Source organism: Clostridium sp. AM43-3BH (assembly GCF_003479985.1).
Lineage (GTDB): Bacteria > Bacillota > Clostridia > Lachnospirales > Lachnospiraceae > Otoolea > Otoolea fessa.
Window position 1 is genome coordinate 472,958 of sequence record NZ_QUIH01000001.1, and the last position, 19,458, is coordinate 492,415.

Here is a 19,458-nt window from a genome sequence, read left to right on the forward strand (position 1 = left end):
ATCAAAACAAAATCACGGCCCGCATCACCAGTGCCAGAAGTCCCATGATTCCCGCCGCTCCATACATCAGGCGGTTGACACGGCGGATGTCCTGCGGTTCAATCGGGTGTATCTCATCACCGATATATGGCTTCGGAACTAACTTGCCGAAATACCAGGCATCGCCCGCCAGTCGCAAGCCCAGCGCGCCGGCGCATGCCGACTCGGTCTGCGCGGAATTGGGGCTTTTGTGGTTCCGGCGATCACGCCGCCAGATACGGTAAGCATTCTTTCCGTCATATCGTAAAAGGTATGCAGCTACTATCAATAAAAGCGCTGCCAGGCGCGACGGAATCAGGTTTACCAGATCGTCCAGTTTTGCTGCCGCGCGTCCAAAATGCAGATACCTGTCATTTTTATATCCGACCATCGAATCCATCGTGTTGACTGCCTTGTACAGCCAGCCAAGAAGCGGACCTCCGATCGCCAGATAAAACAAAGGCGCAATCACTCCATCCGACGCATTTTCCGCTACCGTCTCAACTGCCGCCCGTGCGATCCCCGCCTCTGAAAGAGGTTTCGTATCGCGCCCGACAATCATCGACACTGCATAGCGGGCTCCCTCGATCTCTCCCGCCTCCAGCTTCCGGCAGACCGCCATGCTCTCATCCCGCAGGGAGCGCGCCGCCAGCAGATAGTAAGTCATGACCGCCTCGACTACTGTCTGAATCCAGATGCCGCCCAGACGGGAAATCCAGAGGATTGCGCCTGCCACACTGCCTGTCACAAGCAGCACCAGACACACAAAAAGAACGCCCGCGCGGCGTTCCCCCCGTTCCGTTGCATGCTTTTTTCCAGCTGGACGCAAATATTTTTCCAGCCACACAATCAGATTTCCGATCGCCCGGACCGGATGCGGCATCGAATGCGGATCACCCAGGCACAGATCCAGAAGATAACCTGCCAGAATCGCAGCTAAGTGATATCCGACCATTCTGCCTTCTATCATTCCTGTCAATACTTTACTGATTGCTGTCATTTTGTCTACTCCCAACTATTCTTTTATTTGATCCGCATTCCCAGACCGCAGATAACCCGGTGCACTTCCTCCGAATATGCGGCGATCCGCTGGCAAATGCGCCCGTCTGTCTCCCGATAATCGCGCTCAAATGCTTCCATCGGCACAATGCCGCAGCCGATTTCATCCGCCGTCACGAATGCATCCGGATTTTCCTGCATCAGGCGTTCTGCAAACACGTATGGATCGCGCCCGGCTTCCATCTCATGCCTCACAAACAGTTCAAAATGCGTGATCAGATCCGCCTGCATGATCGTCTGTTCGTCCGTTTCTAATCTCCCGTCCGCGATGCGTGCCGTAACTCTACACGCTTCTGGATTTTTCGATCGATTCAGAACGGTGGATAAGTCTTTTGTTTTCCTCCGTTCCAAAGTACGTTTTTCCCACAATTTCATCGCATACGCTGTCTTTCCTTGTTCCCTGCCGCCAATTATAAAAATCATTCTGCTTTTCCTCGCTTAAAAATTCAAAAATCGCAGGCACGTACCTGCCAGCCGCATCGCCGCCAGCACTAGCAGCACATTCCGCTCGCAGCTCTGCAGAAAATGCCCTGCCAGATCGCCGTTGATGCCGCCAAATTCCCGCATGGAAAAACGATAATAGCAAACAAAGGTTGCAAGAGCCGTCAACGCTGCCAGAGCGCCGCGCAGATGTCCCCAGTAAATCATCCAGCTGATCGCCAACACTGCTAAAACTGCCATACTCACGCGAACAACCTTTGTCTCGGCACTTCTGGAAAATTCAGCGGCAAGCCCGTCCTTTTTCGCCTTTGGAAATGCCACCACCGAATAGCCGCTGCAGGCACGTTCCAGCATAAGCGCCCCCGGCAGCAGCCACACATCTGCTCCCACAAGCTCAGAAACTGCTCCCGCATAGAGAAGCAGGTACAGCCCCAGACCGATGATCGCAAACGCCCCCGTATGGGGATCTTTTAAAATCGCCAGCTTTTTTTCCCGCTCGCCGTAGGAATGGCGCGCATCCGTCACATCGAGATACCCGTCCATATGGATTCCACCGGTAATCAATAGTGGAACTGCCGTCAACAGGCAGGTCCGGAACAGAACTCCAGCACCAAAAATTTCACAGAGCGCAAACGTGGCTATCTCTACCGCCCCGATCACCGCCCCGATCAGCGGAAAAAAACAAAGCGCATAGCGCATCCGCTCTTCCGTCCAGTCCATGCGCGGCATCGGAATGCGTGAATACATGGAAAATGCAATGACAAAACTTCCTATCAGATTCAATCTTCGATCCCCCTGACTCTATTCTGGCAACCATAACTTTAGCAGGCATTCCGCTCTGTTCCACTCACTGACTACCCTACATCTTTTGTCCTTTCATCGGCTGCAAAAACAGGTGTTGACACCGCAAGCGGAATTCCATACACCACTTCCGTCACCGAATCCGCCATCTGTCCCAGTTCCCGGTTGATCCGTCCCAGAAGCTCTATGTACCGCTCCGATTCCAGATCATACGTCACACCGTCCGAAAAGATCTCATTCGTTACAATGATAAGGTCATGGCACTGGTTTTGCAAGTGTTTTATTCCTTGCAGAATCCGCTCTTGCGCACCATTTTCCTGAGCATAAAATTCATTGAGGACAAGGTTGGACATACATTCAAGGAGAAGCACTGGTTTTTGTGACACTCGACAGGGCTCCCAGCGCTTCAAACTATCGTTTTCCTGTTCAGCGTCCAAACCAGCCGAATTGGACTCTTCGAATCTCTTCTCTAATTCTAATGTTTCCAACCCCGTATACCGCTCAATCGTCTCAAACCCTTTTGCCGCGCGCATCCGCCGATGGCGCTCCACCCGTTTTCTGCCTTCATCATCCCAAATCCGCATCGTCGCCAGATACCAGAGTGTCCCGCCAGTCCTATTCCGGCACTGCACGGCAGTCTGTTCAGCATATTCGGATTTGCCGCTGCCACTGCCGCCTGTAATTATATATAACATCGTTCATTTATCCTCATTTTCACTGAATTGTGGCAGCTTCCATGTTTTAAAAACATAAGCAAAAACTGTTTAAATCCGTATATCTCATCACATCAGCGGCTTATATTCCTCTATTTCCATCTCCGCAAACGTATCCATATCCCGGTAAATGGACAGCGCCATATCCAGCAGTGGAAACAGCGCCAGCGCCCCTGTACCTTCTCCGAGTCGAAGTCCCGCCTGGATAGCCGGAGTTACTCCTATCAAATCAAGCAGCCAGATAGACGCCGGTTCCGCCGATACATGGGCTGCCAGCATATAGTCCGTCGCTGCCGGTGCAATTCTTCCAGCAGCTGCCGCCGCAGCTGCCGCGATAACCCCGTCAATCACAACCGGAACATGATAGATGGCACCGCCCAAAAAAGCACCTGCCATCGCCGCCAGATCGAATCCGCCTACCTTTTGCAATACCTCCATGCCATCCATGGGATCCGGGTGATGCAGTCCGATTCCACGCCGGATTGCCTCCGTTTTCCGTTTCAATCCAGCCGAATCTAACCCCGCCCCAGCTCCAGTGACAAGTTCTGGATCCTTTTGCAGCAGAACCGATGCGACCGCACTGCTGGTCGTCGTATTGCCGATCCCCATTTCACCCACTGCAGACAAGCGGTACCCCTGCTCCTTCAGCACACGCACTGCATCGATTCCCGTCAAAATGGCTGTCAACACCTCCTGGCGCGTCATCGCTGCTGCTTTTGTAAAATTGGAAGTTCCACGGCGGATTTTCCGTTCCGTTAGGGGATGAAGTTCTCCCCGATGTTCTACCTCACAGGCAATTCCCATATCGATCGGAAACACATCTGTCTCTGCCTTTTCTGCCATCAGGCAGGAACAGCTCCTCCCGCGTGTCATATTCGAAACAACTGCCGCCGTAACCTCCTGCCCGGTCTGTGATACTCCTTCCTCGACTACCCCATTATCTGCGCAAAAAATTAAAAGCGCACGCTTGGAGAAGTCTGGCACTTCCTCCCCCTGCGCTGCCGCCGCCCGCACAATATCTTCCTCCAGGACTCCCAGACTGCCAAGCGGTTTTGCCACATGCCCCCAATGCTTTTCTGCCTGCTCCCGGATTGTCTTGTCCGCTGGTACAATCTGTTTCTTAAGCTGGTCAAACCGTATTTCCAGCTCTTTTTCCGAAAAATGCCGAAAATCTTCCAGGGATTCCAATGTCTTCATATTCTCCTGCTGCATCTATATGTTCCTCCCGTTTTCGTTTCCGCCCTTTTCCATGGGTCCGTGAACGGGCGTACCCTTTCAGTCTATCGTTTACCGGTTCAAAATTCCGCCTATGATTGTACCATCGACCGGAACAATACGCAAATACAAATTTGTTATCACACCGAAAGCACGAGAAACGACGTTACTGTTCACGCATACGTGCCCAGTAACGGAATTTGCCGTGGCTTCGCATTTAAATACGGCAAATTCCTGCTGCCACCACGTTTTCTTACGGCACTTTCGGTTTCAAAAGTGCCTACCTGTGAACAGTAACAAAACGACACCACCCATCCGGGCAGTGCCGTCTTTTTCAAGCCCATCTTATAAAATTCTATTCCACATATCCATACAAAAAATTATACAATCTCAGGAAGCGCAATCACTTAATCCTCACGCAACCCCTTTCAACATCCACTCATACGCATCATACGCCGTCCGCAGGGAAATCTCGGCAGTCTCTAGTTCTGCTTTTTTCTGCAGATAAGACGCCTCACCCTGTAAATACGTTGCTTTATTAATCGCACCGGACTGATACTTAATCTGGGTGGCGCCGTATGTTTTTTCGGCAGACTGGCAGGCTGCCTGCGCCGCGTCGCGTTCTAGGCTTAATGCCGCTATCTCAGCGTACTGCTCATCCGCTGAGGCGCTTGCGGCGCTCTCGGCTTCCTCGATCTGCTGGTGGCGCAGCTTGCGCGCCGCATCTCCGGTTGCGGAGTACCGTCTGGCTGATTTGACACTGGAACTTGCAATGACAGCTGCCGCGCGGTCCGCATTCAGATTCATAGAAGCCAGTTCCGTTGCCGATACGGCTGGAATTTCCCCCAGCGTAATAGAAGTTCCGCTCTTTCCAAGTAAAATGGCAAGCTGGCGCAGCGCCTTATTTGCCTGATCGGTCGTGGATTGTAATGCTGTCTGGGCGCTTAGCAGGTTTTTCTGAGCCTGCAGCAGATCCGTCTCCGTGCAAAGCCCCGCTGCCAGTTCCCGCTCTTTGCGATCCACCTGCGCCTGATAGTTCTCTGCCGTCTTGGCAGCCGCCTCCACCTCGTCCTGAAGCTGCCGGCAGGTGCCCCACTGGATCTGTGCGGTCTTTACGACCTGCCAGACCGTCCGGTTTCTGGACGCACGGCTTGACGCCGAATTTAAGGAAGTGAGCGACTTTTTATACTGCTTCGCTGCCATCGACAGCGTTTGTGCATTTCGCTCATAGGTGCCGATCAGTGCCTCATCTCCGCCCGCATCTTCGAGCTCATCTGCTTTATAGCTCATATCCCGGGCACCGGAAATCATCGCATCGTAGGCTTCCTGGTAGACGGCAAGGCTGTCCTGATAACTGTATTCGGCGCTGACAGCCATTCCATTGCCGCGTCGCACCAGCGCCTCCAGTTCCCCGTACTCTATCACAGAATCCGCGAGCTGTTCCTCCGTATAGGAGCCGGACTGGCTGGCGATCGTGTTGTCTGCACTGTTTTCGGTTATGGTGCCATCTTCCAGCGCCGGACCATCTGCCTCGCTGTCTGAATCACTTTCTGTGCCGGAAATCAAAGGCGTTTTCGCCGCCTGCGCCGGGCTCGATACAAAAATACAAGCCGCCAGGGCAATTCCGAGCGAACGACTCAATCTGCTTTTTCCGATTCGTTTCACATTATGACCGTCTAGGTGCACATCCAAAGCACTTGCACCGCTTCGGTCTCTTTCTTGCCCCTTGCGCATCTTTTGCTCTGTCCCAGCTTCCGCGTTCGTCCATTTTCCTTTCAGATTTCGCATCATCCGCCTACCCCTTTCTACTGCGTGGACGCCAGGCCGTCCACCGCCCACTGGTAGGCGAGCTGCGCCTGGAGAAGCGACATCGCTGCCGTCTCTTTTGCCACGGATGCCGATTCATAGGAATAGGTTGCGCTCTGGTATGCGTTCTGGCTGATAAGTCCGGCTGCCAGCTTGCGGTCGTTGGTCTGTTTCGTCTTTTCTTCTAATTCAAGGCTGCGTTTTGCCTGTTCATACTGTGCCTCAGACAGCTTCAGATTCTGATAAGCCGACTGGACATTCGACTTGACTGCCTCCTTCCCGCTGGTCAGAGTTGTCTGGTACTGCTCTTTAAGGGTGCTTGTCATCGCATTGTTGACCTGACGTGCCAGAATCTTTAACTGATAATTATTTTCCTGTGCTTTCGCAATATCCTCTTCGAGGTTGACCGATGCACTCATCTGTTCCTGCGGGTCTGGTAATGCACCGATTTCTACTGATGCGCCATATTTCCATCCAAGCATCTGGCACAGGGATTCCTTCGTCGATGCAATATTGCTCTCCGCCGTCGTGATGGACGCCTGCGCCTTTAAAAGAGTCTCCTTGGCATCCAGCACATCCGTCTGGGTCGCGCTTCCGGATGAAAACTTTAAGTTTGCCGTCTCATAGTCTTTTTCTGCCTTGGACACGTGATTCTGCACACTCTTTAAGTTTTCCTGGGCATTCCAGTACTGGATCATCAGGTTCTGCGCCTGCTGTACCAACGATTTCTCGGTCTGCGTATACCCCCACGCCTTAACATTCGCATCATCGACGTTATTATCGCCCTGCTCGCGCATCTGAGTCGCGGAAGCCTCGCTTCTCTGTGCTGCCGCCAGCGAAGAACCATAGTTCGCATCGTCTGAATCCGGGTACTCGATACTGCTCTCGATCTCATCTGCCGCGTCATAATATTCCTGCGCGATCTCATTGCTGTCTTTGCCTTGATAATCCTTGTACTCGATCCGGTTCTTCTCCACTGTGCTGTTGTACTCATGGATCCGATCAGCAATCTCGTCAAATTCGAGCTTATCATCCTGCAGCGAAGCCCATTTTTCTGTGGAATATGCAAATTGCGGGCTGGCTGCCAATACCTGGACCGGCGCACCTGCCGCCAGGAATACTCCCAGTGAGCAGGCTGCCACGCCAGAGGCAATCCGGCGGGTCAGGCAGAATCTTCTATTTTGATTCATGTATGTCACTCCATTCCGTTCTATCTGATTTTAACAACCATTCCTATTCTGCTTTCATTTAACGCAGTTGTTTTCAGTCGTTTTTCCATTATTTTAACCATACCATATCTTCGTGTCATTTTTGTGAAATATCGCAACCGTTTCTTTCCTCACAGTTACGATATTGTTACTGTTCACGCATCGTGCCCAGTAACACGATATTTCCGCAGCAAATATTTTATTTCCTACAATATTTTTTCAATTAACCTATATCTAATCCACATCCGGTATCTCTTCCTTCGGTTTCCGGCTCAGCAGTGCGTAATATACTGGAACCATGAAGAGCGCGACAATCACACCTGCGGTCAGACCGCCGATATCTACGATCGCCAGACCCTGTGTCGTGGAACCGCTGCTTCCGATTGCCAGTGCCATCGGAATCATCGAGAGGATGGTTGTCATACTTGTCATCAGAATCGGTCGGATACGGGTCGCACCTGCCTCAATGAGCGCTGTCCGCAGATCCATCGAGGAGCGATACTGGTTGACCGTATCCACGTAGAGAATACCGTTATTTACAACAGTTCCGACCAGAATCAGGAAGCCAAGCAGGGACGTCATACTGATGCTGACGCCGGTCAGCTTCAGTAATCCGAAGGAACCAACCAAACTGAACGGGATGGTCGTCATAACCATGATGGAAAACTTCACAGACTCAAACTGTGCCGCCATGACAACGAATACCAGGAATACTGCAATCGCAATCGCGCGGTACAGGGAGCTGAACTCACTCTTCATCATACGGTCACGGCTGTTCTGCCCAATGCTGATTGTACCGCTTAAGTTCGGAGTAATTACCTCACTGTTGATTTGCTGCTGTACATTATCACCGGTGTAATCGGCAGAGATTGTGATCTCATATGCACCGTCGGTTCTGGAAATCGAAGCCGGACTGTCCTCAAATACGACATTTGCCACATCGGTCAGTGCCACCTTCTGTCCGTTTGTTCCCGTCAAAATAATATCTTTTATGTTATCAACTGTCTCGTACTCGCCCTCCGGATACTCAACCGTTACCGTAATGTCCTCGCCGTCAATTTTAAGTGTCGTCGCGTCGATACCACTCAACATCTGGTTGATCGTCGTTCCGATGCTGGAAGCCGTAAGTCCATACGCCTTTGCCATGACCGGATCAACCTTCAGGGTAATGATCGGTGCATTATTCTCAATACTGGAATGGATGTTGATGACATCCGTTCTTGCTGTCATTTCCTTGACAATCTTATCACTAACTTCTTTTAATTCATCATACTGCGTGCCGTGAAGAATCACTTCATAGCCGCGCTGTCTTCCCATGAAGCTCATGGAAGTCGATGCCGATACGTCGATCGTACAGTTTGCAATGTTATCCATCTCTTTCTGCCACTGATCGGCTACATCGTCTGTTTTCATGGTACGGTCATCTTTCAGATAGGCACTGATCTCGCCGCTGTCTCCGTTGTAACGCAGCATGTACGAATCAACCTGGTTGCTCGCGGAAACAATCGCCTCCGCTTCTGCCAGCGCTTCCTCGATCTTTTCCTGTTTCAGACCCGGACGCGTCTCAATGCTGACACTGACCGTACCGGTATCATCCGATGTCATCAGCTCCGTCTGCATTCCGCTCGCCAGAATTACCGTCAGTACAAGTACCAGAACCGAAAATCCCATAACCATCGCTTTATGGTTTAACAGGCGGTCCATGATGCCGCGGTACCATTTCTGTAAACGTTCAATCGGACGTCCCATCAGGGCGCGCTTCGCCTCGCTCGGTTTGTAGAACAGATAACACAGCGGAACCACCGTCATCGCAGAAAGCAGGGACGCCGACATACAGAACACGATCGTGAATCCCAGCGGTTTGAACATCTGTCCGGTCATACCGTTTAAGAATGCTAGCGGCAGGAATACGACACAGGTCGTGATCGTCGAACCGATGATCGAGTTGATGACAATGCCGGTTCCGTGAAGCGCTGCTGAAAAATAGCCAAGCGCCCCCTTGTCTTCCTGCTCCGCCGTTGCACGGAAACAGCTCTCCAGTACAACGATCGAGTTATCGACCATCATGCCGACGCCGAGTACCAGCGCACTCATCGTGATAACGTTCAACGAAAATCCTGCCATCGTGATCGCAATCAAGGACATCAAAATCGAAGTCGGAATCGAGCTTCCGACGATCAGGGACGCCTTATAATCGCCAAAGAACAGGAAAATGATGAACATGGAGATGATAACCGCCAGAACCATTGTCTCTGCTACGTCTTTTAAGGAATCAAGAATCGTGTCAGATGTATCATTTGCAACCGTGATCGTCAGATCCGAATCATCTGCCATCAATTCTTCAACTTTCTCTTTGACAGCCGAGGACACTTCCATATCTGTGCTGTCCTGCTGCTTCTGAATCGAAATGGAGATCGTCTCCTGACCGTTGTAACGGGAAATGCCGCCCCGGTCTTTCGTTGCCTCATATACATTTGCCACATCCGACAGAGAAATAATCTGTCCTGCCGGCGTCTTGATTGGAATATCCTGCAGCTCATTTACCTGTTCTGTTTTTAAGGAGGTAGTAACGGAAAGCTCCAGGTTTCCGGCATCTGCCTCACCCGACGGGGATGCCACGTTTGCATCGCTGATCGCACTCGCAACATCCTGCATGGTCAGATTGTACTGATCCATTTTTTCAGACTGTAATTCAATGCTGACATACTTAGAAGAACCGCCTCGCGTCTCAATGTTTGCAATTGAAGAAATTCGCTCTAATTCAGGTACTATCTTCTGATCCACATAATCGTAGAGGTTTGTCTGCGTTTTATGTGCAATCGAAAGCATCATGCTGTCTCCTTGATTGGAGTTCATCGACATAACGCTCGGTTCCACATCATCCGGCAGCTCCCGCTGAATATTGTCCAGTTTCTGCTTTAAGTTGTCATACGCCTCATCCATATCGGTGCCGTAATCGTACTGAAGCATGACCATCGAACGTCCATCGCTCGATGTGGAGGAAATCGTGTCCACGCCCTCTAGCGTGCCGATCGCATCCTCGATCGGTTCGGTTACCAGCTCGCTGATATCCTCCGGTCCTGCGCCTGAATAATTTGCCATGATAATCAGCATCGGCGTCTCCATATCCGGCATCTGCTCCAGCTTTGCCGAAAAGACCGATGAAATACCGAATACAACCAGACACAACAGAGCCATGACAGTAGTAACCGGATGTTTCAGGATATATTTCGTTACTCCCATGTCTTACATTCCTCCTGTCCTACTGTTTCTGTCCATTTTTTGCATCGTTCGGAGCACCTGCATCACCCGCAGGCTGATCGTTTCCGCCATCTGCCGGAGCACCCGCTTTCTGTCCATTTTCAGACCCTGCCGAGGCATCAGCTTTTTGGTTTCCAGCTTCATCCGCTGCTGCCGCATCTGTTTCTTCACCCTTTAAGTTAACAGTTGAACCCTCATAAAGCTGGGAACTCCATGTACTGATGACGAGATCATCTGCCGTCAGCCCCGACTTGATCTCCGCCAGCTCTGTATTATAAAGCCCCACTTCGACTTCCACTTTATGTACCGTTCCGTCCTGGTAAACATAGACATTTCCAACGCCGTTATCATAGTAGATCGCATCTACCGGCACGGTCATGACATTCTCTGCACGCTCAGAAGTTACTGTTACCTTGACAGTACTTCCCGTTGAAAGGCTGTTCGCCTCCGGCAGCTCTGCCTTTATCTTAAACAGACCGTTGCTCTCGTCCGCCATGCTGCTGACATCGGTAATCACACCATCATAAGTCGTTCCATCTTTTACAATCGTCATCGCGTCGCCCTGGTTTAAGTTGCTCATAACACGCTCGGATACGTAGAACGATACCCTTTTATCTCCCTCACCGGAGATAACGCAGAGCTGCGCCTGCTGGTTGACATGATCATATACATCAATATCCATCGTCTCAATCTTGCCGGAGATCGGTGCGGTCACGGAACTGTATTCCACCTGACGGTCGTAGTTTAATTTTGCCGATTCATAATTTAACTGTGCCGTCTTCGCCTGGTTCTGGTACTGCTCCCATTCCTGATCAGAAATATCTCCTCCCTGATAAAGAAGCTGCATACGGCTTAAATTGCTCTGTGCCTCGGTCAGGTTAACAGAGGCGGAGTCCATCGCATTTTTCGCCGTCTCAACCTGTTCGGTATTGATCGTACAGAGAAGCTGACCCGCTGTTACCATATCACCGACGCTGACGTTGACACCCGTCACATCGCCGGATGCCTTCGCATAGACATAGACAACGTCCGATGCCTCGACAGTACCGGATGTGCTGGTTGTCCGCTCGATCGTTCCGATCTTTGGATTCTCAGCCGCAACCGTCGCCACATTGTCCATCTGCGTGTCCTGCATGCCGCCCGGACCTCCCGGACCGCCGCCTGGACCTCCTTTGCTGCCGCCCTTGAAACGCATAAAAAGCGCCGTAAGTACGATCAGCACCACCACCGCGATGATGGCTGTTTTCTTTTTATTCTGCTTTGCCGCTTCCATCAGAGAAGATAGTTTACTCATTTCGCATATTCCTTTCTGGTTTTTCCTAATTGTCCCTAGTATAACATCCCATTTTTAAACGAGTTTCAACTACATATAAACTGAATGTAAACGAACCATGAAAAAAATGTGTTGCACCGTTCACAATCAGTTTAAACTTATGTGGTATAATATGAGCACTTAGTGAGGTCTTTTCGAACTTAGTGCGAGTCATACCTAAGTCCTTAATGAAGCCGAGCCGAAGGTGAGAGCTGAATTTAGTACTTATGGTATACTATGAGTATTTATGATATTACATCTTTTTAATTGAATTATAGGGAGGATTTACGGATATGTTTCACATTCTCGTGGTAGAAGATGATGCGAAACTGCGTTCCCTGTTCTGCACGGTACTCACCAACAATGGTTATCTGGCGCTTCCGGCAGAAAGCGGCGAAAAAGCATTATCTCTTTTAGATTCTGAATATGTAGATCTCATTATTTCGGATATTATGATGCCCGGAATGGACGGATATGAACTGATTGAGCACCTGCGGACGAGTGGATTTACGATGCCGATCCTGATTATCACCGCCAAAGAGCGCTTCGAAGACAAGCAGCGCGGCTTTCAGGCAGGCACGGATGACTACATGGTGAAGCCGATCGATGTCAATGAGATGGTTCTGCGGGTTGGCGCCCTGCTCAAACGCGCCAAGATCGCGACGGAGCATCGGATTGTCTGCCAAAATACGATTCTCGACTACGATGCACTGACGGTCACGGTCAACGGACAGGAGACGCTTCTGCCTCAGAAAGAATTTTATCTTCTATATAAATTACTTTCTTATCCAAATAAGATTTTCACGAGGCAGCAGCTCATGGACGAAATCTGGGGGCTTGACTCGACAACCGACGAACGGACGGTCGATGTGCATGTCAACCGGCTGCGCGAACGGTTTAAAAACTGCGATGATTTTATCATCATGACCGTGCGGGGTCTCGGCTATAAGGCGGTGAAAACAGAAGCATGATCAGCAAGAACTTTACCAAATATTTCCAGATTCCACTCTACTGGCTGACCCTCCTGGTCTTTTTCTTCCTGGTGTCCTCGTTGATACCGATGCTGACCGGATATTTTGTCTCGCTGCTCACAAGCGGAACAGATAAACACGAAGTTTTTCGGATTTTCGGTCCGAATTTTCCGCGTCTGATGTCATTTTTGAGCAGCCTTGCGTTCAGTATCGCGCTGTCGCTGTTCCTCTGGTCGAAAATCCTCTGCCCGATCGGTTCCATCAGCCTTGCCGCTAAGCAGGTAGCAGACGGAGACTTTTCTGTTCATGTGCCAAATTCGAAGTCTTTGCAGGCGATCTGTGAACTAACCGACAATTTTAACCGTATGGTGCAGGAGTTAAACAGCATCGAATCGCTGCGAAATGATTTCGTGACCACGGTTTCCCATGAGTTCAAGACACCGCTCGCCGCCATCGAGGGCTATGCGACATTGCTGCAGGATCCATCTCTCTCAGAAGCGGACCGGAATGAATACACGCGCATCATCATCGACAGCACGCGCCAGCTCACCACGATGACCGGCAACATTCTTCTGCTTTCCCGCCTGGAAAAGCAGGAGATCGTGACCGGCCGCACGACGTTCAGCCTCGACGAACAAATCCGGCAGGCGATTCTTCTGCTGGAACCGCTCTGGGAGAAAAAGCATCTGAATCTCGACATTGATTTGACGGCGTGCAAATTTTACGGCAACTGTGAGATGCTGCAGCAGGTCTGGATCAATCTCCTGCAAAATGCCATCAAATTCACCCCGGCTGGCGGTATGCTTTCTGCCAAACTCGTTATCACAGGAGATAAGGTGCGTGTCTCCATCCGCGATACCGGCGTTGGCATGGATGACGCCACGATGAAACGGATCTTTGAAAAATTTTACAGCAGGAGCTCTGATCCCAATGAAAAGGGCAACGGGCTGGGACTTTCCATCACGAAACGGATCATCGACCTGATGCACGGTACCATCGAGGTATCCAGCCAGGTGGACGAGGGTAGCTGCTTTACAGTGATTCTGCCGCTTGAAAAAGCATAGAATCTCATCGGCAAAACATATTGTACCCGACAATCATCAGAGAAATGGCGATGCTGACCCATAGAAAATTCTTTGGGAAAATGAGCACCAGGGTCATGCCAAATCCCATTGAAAAAAGGACTAAACCAAATAAACGCTTCATAGAATGATACCTCTCTGAAATGTCTGTTTTCAAAAGAAGTTAAATAGCAGGCGATCATTGCCAGAGACATCTGACATTCGATCGTGTGCTATGATCATTCTATGAAGCGTTTTGATTTTAATTTCTTTATTTCTTCTCTTCCATCTCGCCCGCCATTTTCTCAGCTGTCTGCATCGTCTCCGCATCGATCGGTCCGGTGCTTCCGCCGACAAATTTATTGACGAGATCCGGTGCCATGTCGAGAACCTTGGTCAATGCATCCTGATGCTTGATATTGACCACCTTCGTCATGCCATTCTGAATGACCAGCACCGCGCTCGGCGTCATCTTGGCGCTCATGCCGCCCGCATTCTTCTCTTTCGCCGACTGACCAAACGCGCCCGCCGCCATGCCGCAGGTTACATCCACGAGTGGAAGTATAATCGCATCGCCAACTGTCACCGGCTCTCCCACGACTGTCTTTGTTGTGACGAACTCATCCATACCCTGAAATAATGCACCGATTGTCGATGCAAACTGATTGTCTGCCATATTATCTTCCTCCTCGGTTTCTATATTTATAAACCTGTGTCCGTACATTCTTATCCATCCAGATCCGAAGCGCCATCAATGCCAGCACGCCAATCTGGACTCTGCCCCGGAACGAAAGCTCCCCGTCCAGCGCATTTGCATCCATAACCGGAGTCAAATCAATCTTCTTTCCGTAAACTGGATACAAAAAAGCCGCCACACTCAAAATTTGTCCCATCAAATAAGGATCCTCCATGCCAAACGTAACCTGCCCGGACAACTTTCTGGGAAATATATGCCGCAGAACTCGCATGAGCTGGCGTTTGATCAGGCGAAATGACTTCTGATTTTCTTCATTTTCTATAAATGCAAGGACGGATTGGCGTTTGTGCTCCAGGTTGTTGATTCGGGTAAGCAGCTTTGAGAGGGATTGCCGCAGGGCGCTCCATTTTTGTTTGAACCAGCTAATGATTCTATGAAGGAACGATTCACGCTTTTCCTGGCTGGGATTTGATTTTAATTCATTCTTTGCCCGATGCGTTTCTCCTTCTGCCTCGGACACTCCCGCCTCCTTCACATCTGGAAATGCATCTGCATTCTTCACAGCTGGAGACATTTCCGCCTCCCTCTGTGCACTCCGTCTCTTCACCGCCTCCTCCAGCAGCCTGGCAGTTTCCTCCGCTTTCTCGATCGCGGCGTCTGTCTTCTCCGATGCTGCTTCCGCCCGCAAAATCAGTTCACCGGTGTCTAAATCACCATCCTCTGTTTTCTCCTGCGCATTTACAAATTCCAGCTCATCCGAATCGGCTGCCTGCGTGCCTTCCCGCACACGCCCAGATTCCGTATCTTTCTCTTCACTCTCACTCCCAAAAATCCGGAATCCAAACAACTTAACCGCATATCGAAGCCCATTTTCATAAGCAATCCGCAGCGACACCGCATGAAGCAACCAATGGATATGCAGATGCACGCCAAAATCCTTGATACTGTGGTAGCTTCCGTTCCCCCGGTATCGAATCGGGACAAATAAAACCGCCAGCAGGCACAAAAACAACAGTCCCAGAATGACAAGAAGCAGGATTCCGAGTATTTTCAAGATTATGAACAAAATATGCAGCAATCCATCCCCTCCCACTTCTTATTCTTTCATTGACAAATTCATGTATCAGCTCTGTATCATATGATGTTGGTGTCAAAAGACATTTTCAGTCCAAAAAATCTTCATCAAAGGCTGCAAAATACTTACCTCTTTTTTCTCAGCCTGTCTTCCTTCTCTCTCAGATACGTCTTCACATCAAATCCACCCGTCTCGCGGTACGTCTCATCCACAATCCGCCCCACCGTCTCCACGGCATCCTGGTAGCTCGCGCCGACCCCTACGATCAGCAGATCCGCCTGCTCCCGGTAATAATTCTGCCGGAGCACATAGGCAGGCAGGATATCAAGCAGGTTGTGTCCGCCTGAGGCAGGCGTGATCACGTGAACGCCCGGCTGTACCTTTCCGAGGCGGAGTTTCTGTAGAATCGAAAAACGATGCTTTTTAGCAGTTTCTCCCAGATACAGATATTTATACCAAATCATCGTCCCCGCCTCCTAAAAAAGGAGAGCCTGATCCATGACGCTCTAAAAACAGCTCGTTTCCGGCTATTTCTCCCCGCCTGTCAGCTCTCCCTCCTTTACATGATCAATCTTTTTTATAATTCTTAATAATCGACCGTCTCAGCAGATCCAGTGCCTGAATCACCGTCTGCTCACGCACCTTCTCGCGGTTTCCGCGGAAATGGTATTCCTCTACTTTGACTTTATCCTTCATATAACATGCGATATAGACGAGTCCCACCGGTTTCTCCTCGGTTCCGCCGTCCGGTCCGGCGATGCCGGTCACAGCGATACAGGCATCCGCATCCGTCGTAAATACACCGCCTGCAGCCATCTCACGCGCCGTCTGTTCGCTGACCGCGCCGTATTTTTTCAGGGTCGCCTTGCTGACGCCCAGGATCTTTTTCTTTGCCTTGTTGGAATACGTCACGTATCCCTCGTTAAAGACCTCTGAAGCCCCCGGCACGTTGACGATGCGTCCGGCGATCAGACCGCCTGTGCAGGACTCTGCGGTTGTCACAGTCAGGTCGTATTTCTTTAAGAGGCGGACAACGACATCCTCCAGATTCTCATGCTCATCCGTCGTGTAAACCGCATTACCGAACCGTTTCTTGATCTCTTTGATAACCGGTTTTAACAGCTGTTTTGCCGCGTCTTCGCTCTCGGCTCTCGCGGTCACGCGCAGATGTACTTCTTTCGTCTTTGCATAGGTCGCAATCGTCGGGTTCGTCTGCTGGTCGATGAGGTCGAGAAGCATCTCCTCCACCTTGCTCTCCCCGTATCCGCAGATTTTGAGCATCTGGGAATAGATCACACAGTCAGATCGTTTCTGAATATAAGCACAAACCTGATCTTCCACCATCGGATACAGTTCGTTCGGCGGTCCCGGAAGAAGAATCGCGGTCTTACCGTTTTTCTCCAGGGCAAGTCCCGGAGCTGTGCCGTTTGTGTTGGAAAATACCACCGCGCCCTCCGGCACCAGCGCCTGACGCCAGTTGCTATCCGGAATATCGGTGCGCTTGCGCTGCCGGTACCAGTCCTCCAGATGTGCCCGCACCTCCGGATCCTCGACTAACGGCATTCCCATCAGCTCCGCGCAGACATCCTTCGTGATATCATCCTCCGTCGGTCCCAGACCGCCGCCGATGATAACGAGATCGGCTCTTGAGAGCGCCGTCCGGAAGACTTCTGTCATACGCTCCCGGTTGTCCCCTACCGTCGTCTGGTAATAGACGTTAAGCCCCAGCTTTGCACACGTTTCCGATAAATACTGCGCATTGGTATTGACGATATTGCCAAGCAGCAGCTCTGTTCCTACCGAGATCAGTTCGACTATCATATCAGATACTCCCTTCTGTCAGTATTTTATGATTCTTGTAAATATAATCAACAAGTGACACAATCGTCAGCAGCAACGCGATCCAGACACAGATCGTCGTAACAAACGCAAGCGCCTGAATATCCAGAATCAATAACACCACCGATACCATCTGAAACGTCGTCTTAAATTTGCCCCAATAGCTGGCGGCGATGACAACTCCGTTGTCCGAGGCGATCAGACGGAATCCGCTGATGATAAACTCCCGGCTGATGATGACGATAACCATCCAGGCTGGAAGCGCGTTCAGCTCGATCAGACAGATGAGCGCCGAGCACACTAGAAGCTTGTCCGCGAGCGGATCCATAAATTTTCCAAAGTTCGTAACCAGATTGTACTTTCTGGCAATCTTTCCATCCAGAAGATCGGTCAGGCTGGCTATGATAAACAGTGCCAGTGCAATCATACGGAAGGTACGGTTTTCACCATTCTGCCAGAGAAGGAAAAACACAAAAAACGGAATCATGATGACGCGAAGCGTCGTAAGCTTATTCGGTAAATTCATCAGCCAACTCTCCTATCAAATCATATTCGAGTGCTCCCGTTACGCGGACACGGCAGAAATCGCCGGACATCAGCGGAACATCCGCATTGACAAAAATCAAACCATCTACGTTCGGCGCGTCCTTATAGGTACGTCCCACGAAAGCATTCTCATCTGCCACTTTTCCCTCGATCATAACCTCAAGCACACGGTCCTTCATATCCTCGGCTTTCTCGAAGGCAATCTCCTGCTGCAGCTCCATGATCTCGTCGCGGCGGTCTTCCTTGACCTCCTGCGGCACCTGATCCGGATATCCGGCTGCCGGTGTGTCCTCTTCTGCAGAGTACGCAAACACGCCCAGGCGGTCAAATTCCATCTCATCGACGAACCGCATCAGTTCCTCATGATCCTCCTGTGTCTCACCCGGGAAACCGGAAATTAAGGTCGTGCGGAGTGCAATATCCGGGATCTCTTCCCGCAGATGCGCGATCCGCTCCCGAAGCTCCGCCTGATTCGTGCGGCGCCCCATCCGCTTGAGAACGGCATCGCTCGCGTGCTGGATCGGAATATCCAGGTAGTGACAGACTTTTTCCTCCGTCTTGATCGCCTGAATCAACTCCTCCGTGATCTCCTCCGGATAACAGTACTGGATACGGATCCATTCGATCCCATCGATCTGTGCCAGTTCATGTAAAAGTTTCGGCAGGGTCTTCTCTCCATACAAATCCACGCCGTAAAGCGTCGTCTCCTGTGCGACAAGAATCAGTTCCTTCACACCCTGATCCGCAAGCTCCTTTGCCTCTGCGAGAAGCTGCTCCATCGGCACACTGCGGTACGGTCCACGCAGGGACGGGATAATACAATAGGTACACCGTTTGTTACAGCCCTCGGAAATCTTTAAAAAAGCATAATGTCCGCCGGTCGTCACCAGACGTTTGCTCCGCATCTTCGTCTCCGGAAGTTCGGACAAATCGTGGAAATCAGATACCCTCTCACCCTTCAGCGCCTTCGCCAGCACCTTGCTGACCTCATCATAGCTGGTCGTACCGAGAATACCGTCCACCTCCGGCACCTCCTGCAGGATCTCTTCCTTGTAACGCTGTGCCATACAGCCGCTGACTAAGAGCGCCTTGCAGGTTCCGCTCTTTTTGTACTCTGCCATCTCTAAGATGGTGTTGACACTCTCCTCCTTGGCATCGTTGATAAAGCAGCAGGTATTGACCAGAATGACATCTGCCTCCTGCTCGTCATCGGTAAACGTGTACCCGTCCTGGCTCAGCGAACCCAGCATACGCTCTGCATCAACCAGGTTTTTATCGCAGCCAAGGGATATACAAAGTAATTTCATTCAACTCTCTCCTAATACCATATTTAAAAAATTTCTGTAACCATAATCGATTTGAACCGTCACAAAAATTCTATATCGTAACTGTTCAGTACCTTCACAGTCACGCGCAAAAATCCATTAAAAATTGC

The 19,458-nt window shown here is 50.6% G+C and carries 17 protein-coding genes; 2 read left to right on the top strand and 15 right to left on the bottom strand.

Going from position 1 to position 19,458, the window contains the following annotated elements; all coding sequences use genetic code 11:
* Position 1: 1 nt before the first annotated feature.
* The 9 genes from cbiB to DW931_RS02120 form a co-directional block, all read right to left on the bottom strand.
* Positions 2-1,018, bottom strand: coding sequence for an adenosylcobinamide-phosphate synthase CbiB (cbiB, locus tag DW931_RS02080; RefSeq protein WP_243015300.1), 1,017 nt, complete (start codon positions 1,016-1,018; stop codon positions 2-4).
* A 23-nt stretch (positions 1,019-1,041) separates the two neighbouring features.
* Positions 1,042-1,500 (bottom strand): bifunctional adenosylcobinamide kinase/adenosylcobinamide-phosphate guanylyltransferase, encoded by a 459-nt coding sequence (locus DW931_RS02085; protein WP_118482158.1) that lies wholly within the window; start codon positions 1,498-1,500, stop codon positions 1,042-1,044.
* Between the two features lie 15 nt (positions 1,501-1,515).
* Positions 1,516-2,301: an adenosylcobinamide-GDP ribazoletransferase gene (locus DW931_RS02090; protein WP_118482159.1), complete on the bottom strand. Its 786-nt coding sequence runs from the start codon at positions 2,299-2,301 to the stop codon at positions 1,516-1,518.
* A gap of 71 nt (positions 2,302-2,372) precedes the next feature.
* The gene (locus DW931_RS02095) at positions 2,373-3,014 is read right to left on the bottom strand and encodes a bifunctional adenosylcobinamide kinase/adenosylcobinamide-phosphate guanylyltransferase (protein WP_118482160.1); all 642 of its coding nucleotides are present in this window, start codon (positions 3,012-3,014) and stop codon (positions 2,373-2,375) included.
* 87 nt (positions 3,015-3,101) lie between these two features.
* A complete protein-coding gene (cobT, locus tag DW931_RS02100) occupies positions 3,102-4,244 on the bottom strand; it encodes a nicotinate-nucleotide--dimethylbenzimidazole phosphoribosyltransferase (RefSeq protein ID WP_118482161.1) in 1,143 nt (380 codons plus the stop codon).
* 417 nt (positions 4,245-4,661) lie between these two features.
* A complete protein-coding gene (locus DW931_RS02105; protein WP_118626850.1) occupies positions 4,662-6,038 on the bottom strand; it encodes a TolC family protein in 1,377 nt (458 codons plus the stop codon).
* A 14-nt stretch (positions 6,039-6,052) separates the two neighbouring features.
* A complete protein-coding gene (locus DW931_RS02110; protein WP_118482164.1) occupies positions 6,053-7,243 on the bottom strand; it encodes a TolC family protein in 1,191 nt (396 codons plus the stop codon).
* Between the two features lie 252 nt (positions 7,244-7,495).
* Positions 7,496-10,504, bottom strand: a complete 3,009-nt coding sequence (locus tag DW931_RS02115; protein ID WP_118522485.1) for an efflux RND transporter permease subunit — start codon at positions 10,502-10,504, stop codon at positions 7,496-7,498.
* A gap of 19 nt (positions 10,505-10,523) precedes the next feature.
* Positions 10,524-11,816, bottom strand: a complete 1,293-nt coding sequence (locus DW931_RS02120) for an efflux RND transporter periplasmic adaptor subunit (protein ID WP_243015301.1) — start codon at positions 11,814-11,816, stop codon at positions 10,524-10,526.
* A gap of 311 nt (positions 11,817-12,127) precedes the next feature.
* Between DW931_RS02120 and DW931_RS02125 the strand changes: the two genes are divergently transcribed.
* Positions 12,128-12,805, top strand: a complete 678-nt coding sequence (locus DW931_RS02125) for a response regulator transcription factor (RefSeq protein WP_118482165.1) — start codon at positions 12,128-12,130, stop codon at positions 12,803-12,805.
* Complete coding sequence (locus DW931_RS02130; RefSeq protein WP_118482166.1) at positions 12,802-13,869, top strand: HAMP domain-containing sensor histidine kinase; 1,068 nt, start codon at positions 12,802-12,804, stop codon at positions 13,867-13,869. The genes DW931_RS02125 and DW931_RS02130 overlap by 4 nt, the downstream gene beginning before the upstream one ends.
* A gap of 268 nt (positions 13,870-14,137) precedes the next feature.
* Here DW931_RS02130 and DW931_RS02135 read toward each other — a convergent pair whose 3' ends face one another.
* The 6 genes from DW931_RS02135 to rimO form a co-directional block, all read right to left on the bottom strand.
* Positions 14,138-14,542, bottom strand: coding sequence for a GerW family sporulation protein (locus DW931_RS02135; protein ID WP_022360264.1), 405 nt, complete (start codon positions 14,540-14,542; stop codon positions 14,138-14,140).
* 1 nt (position 14,543) lies between these two features.
* Positions 14,544-15,617, bottom strand: coding sequence for a hypothetical protein (locus DW931_RS02140; protein WP_147353609.1), 1,074 nt, complete (start codon positions 15,615-15,617; stop codon positions 14,544-14,546).
* 146 nt (positions 15,618-15,763) lie between these two features.
* Entirely contained in the window at positions 15,764-16,102 is a 339-nt protein-coding gene (locus DW931_RS02145) for a hypothetical protein (RefSeq protein WP_022360266.1), read from the bottom strand.
* Between the two features lie 103 nt (positions 16,103-16,205).
* Positions 16,206-17,459 carry a competence/damage-inducible protein A gene (locus tag DW931_RS02150; RefSeq protein WP_106999954.1) on the bottom strand — a complete coding sequence of 418 codons (1,254 nt, stop codon included), beginning with the start codon at positions 17,457-17,459 and terminating at the stop codon, positions 16,206-16,208.
* A 1-nt stretch (position 17,460) separates the two neighbouring features.
* Entirely contained in the window at positions 17,461-18,003 is a 543-nt protein-coding gene (gene pgsA / locus DW931_RS02155; protein ID WP_118482168.1) for a CDP-diacylglycerol--glycerol-3-phosphate 3-phosphatidyltransferase, read from the bottom strand.
* Positions 17,987-19,330, bottom strand: a complete 1,344-nt coding sequence (gene rimO, locus DW931_RS02160; protein WP_117795512.1) for a 30S ribosomal protein S12 methylthiotransferase RimO — start codon at positions 19,328-19,330, stop codon at positions 17,987-17,989. Before rimO ends, pgsA begins: the two co-directional genes overlap by 17 nt.
* Positions 19,331-19,458: the final 128 nt, after the last annotated feature.

Coding starts and splice junctions, on each gene's coding strand:
- rimO (WP_117795512.1), bottom strand. CDS start 19,330: ATGAAATTACTTTGTATATCCCTTGGCTGCGATAAAAACCTGGTTGAT.
- DW931_RS02150 (WP_106999954.1), bottom strand. CDS start 17,459: ATGATAGTCGAACTGATCTCGGTAGGAACAGAGCTGCTGCTTGGCAAT.
- DW931_RS02130 (WP_118482166.1), top strand. CDS start 12,802: ATGATCAGCAAGAACTTTACCAAATATTTCCAGATTCCACTCTACTGG.
- cobT (WP_118482161.1), bottom strand. CDS start 4,244: ATGCAGCAGGAGAATATGAAGACATTGGAATCCCTGGAAGATTTTCGG.
- pgsA (WP_118482168.1), bottom strand. CDS start 18,003: ATGAATTTACCGAATAAGCTTACGACGCTTCGCGTCATCATGATTCCG.
- DW931_RS02145 (WP_022360266.1), bottom strand. CDS start 16,102: ATGATTTGGTATAAATATCTGTATCTGGGAGAAACTGCTAAAAAGCAT.
- DW931_RS02125 (WP_118482165.1), top strand. CDS start 12,128: ATGTTTCACATTCTCGTGGTAGAAGATGATGCGAAACTGCGTTCCCTG.
- DW931_RS02115 (WP_118522485.1), bottom strand. CDS start 10,504: ATGGGAGTAACGAAATATATCCTGAAACATCCGGTTACTACTGTCATG.
- cbiB (WP_243015300.1), bottom strand. CDS start 1,018: ATGACAGCAATCAGTAAAGTATTGACAGGAATGATAGAAGGCAGAATG.
- DW931_RS02095 (WP_118482160.1), bottom strand. CDS start 3,014: ATGTTATATATAATTACAGGCGGCAGTGGCAGCGGCAAATCCGAATAT.
- DW931_RS02105 (WP_118626850.1), bottom strand. CDS start 6,038: ATGATGCGAAATCTGAAAGGAAAATGGACGAACGCGGAAGCTGGGACA.
- DW931_RS02085 (WP_118482158.1), bottom strand. CDS start 1,500: ATGATTTTTATAATTGGCGGCAGGGAACAAGGAAAGACAGCGTATGCG.
- DW931_RS02135 (WP_022360264.1), bottom strand. CDS start 14,542: ATGGCAGACAATCAGTTTGCATCGACAATCGGTGCATTATTTCAGGGT.
- DW931_RS02110 (WP_118482164.1), bottom strand. CDS start 7,243: ATGAATCAAAATAGAAGATTCTGCCTGACCCGCCGGATTGCCTCTGGC.
- DW931_RS02120 (WP_243015301.1), bottom strand. CDS start 11,816: ATGAGTAAACTATCTTCTCTGATGGAAGCGGCAAAGCAGAATAAAAAG.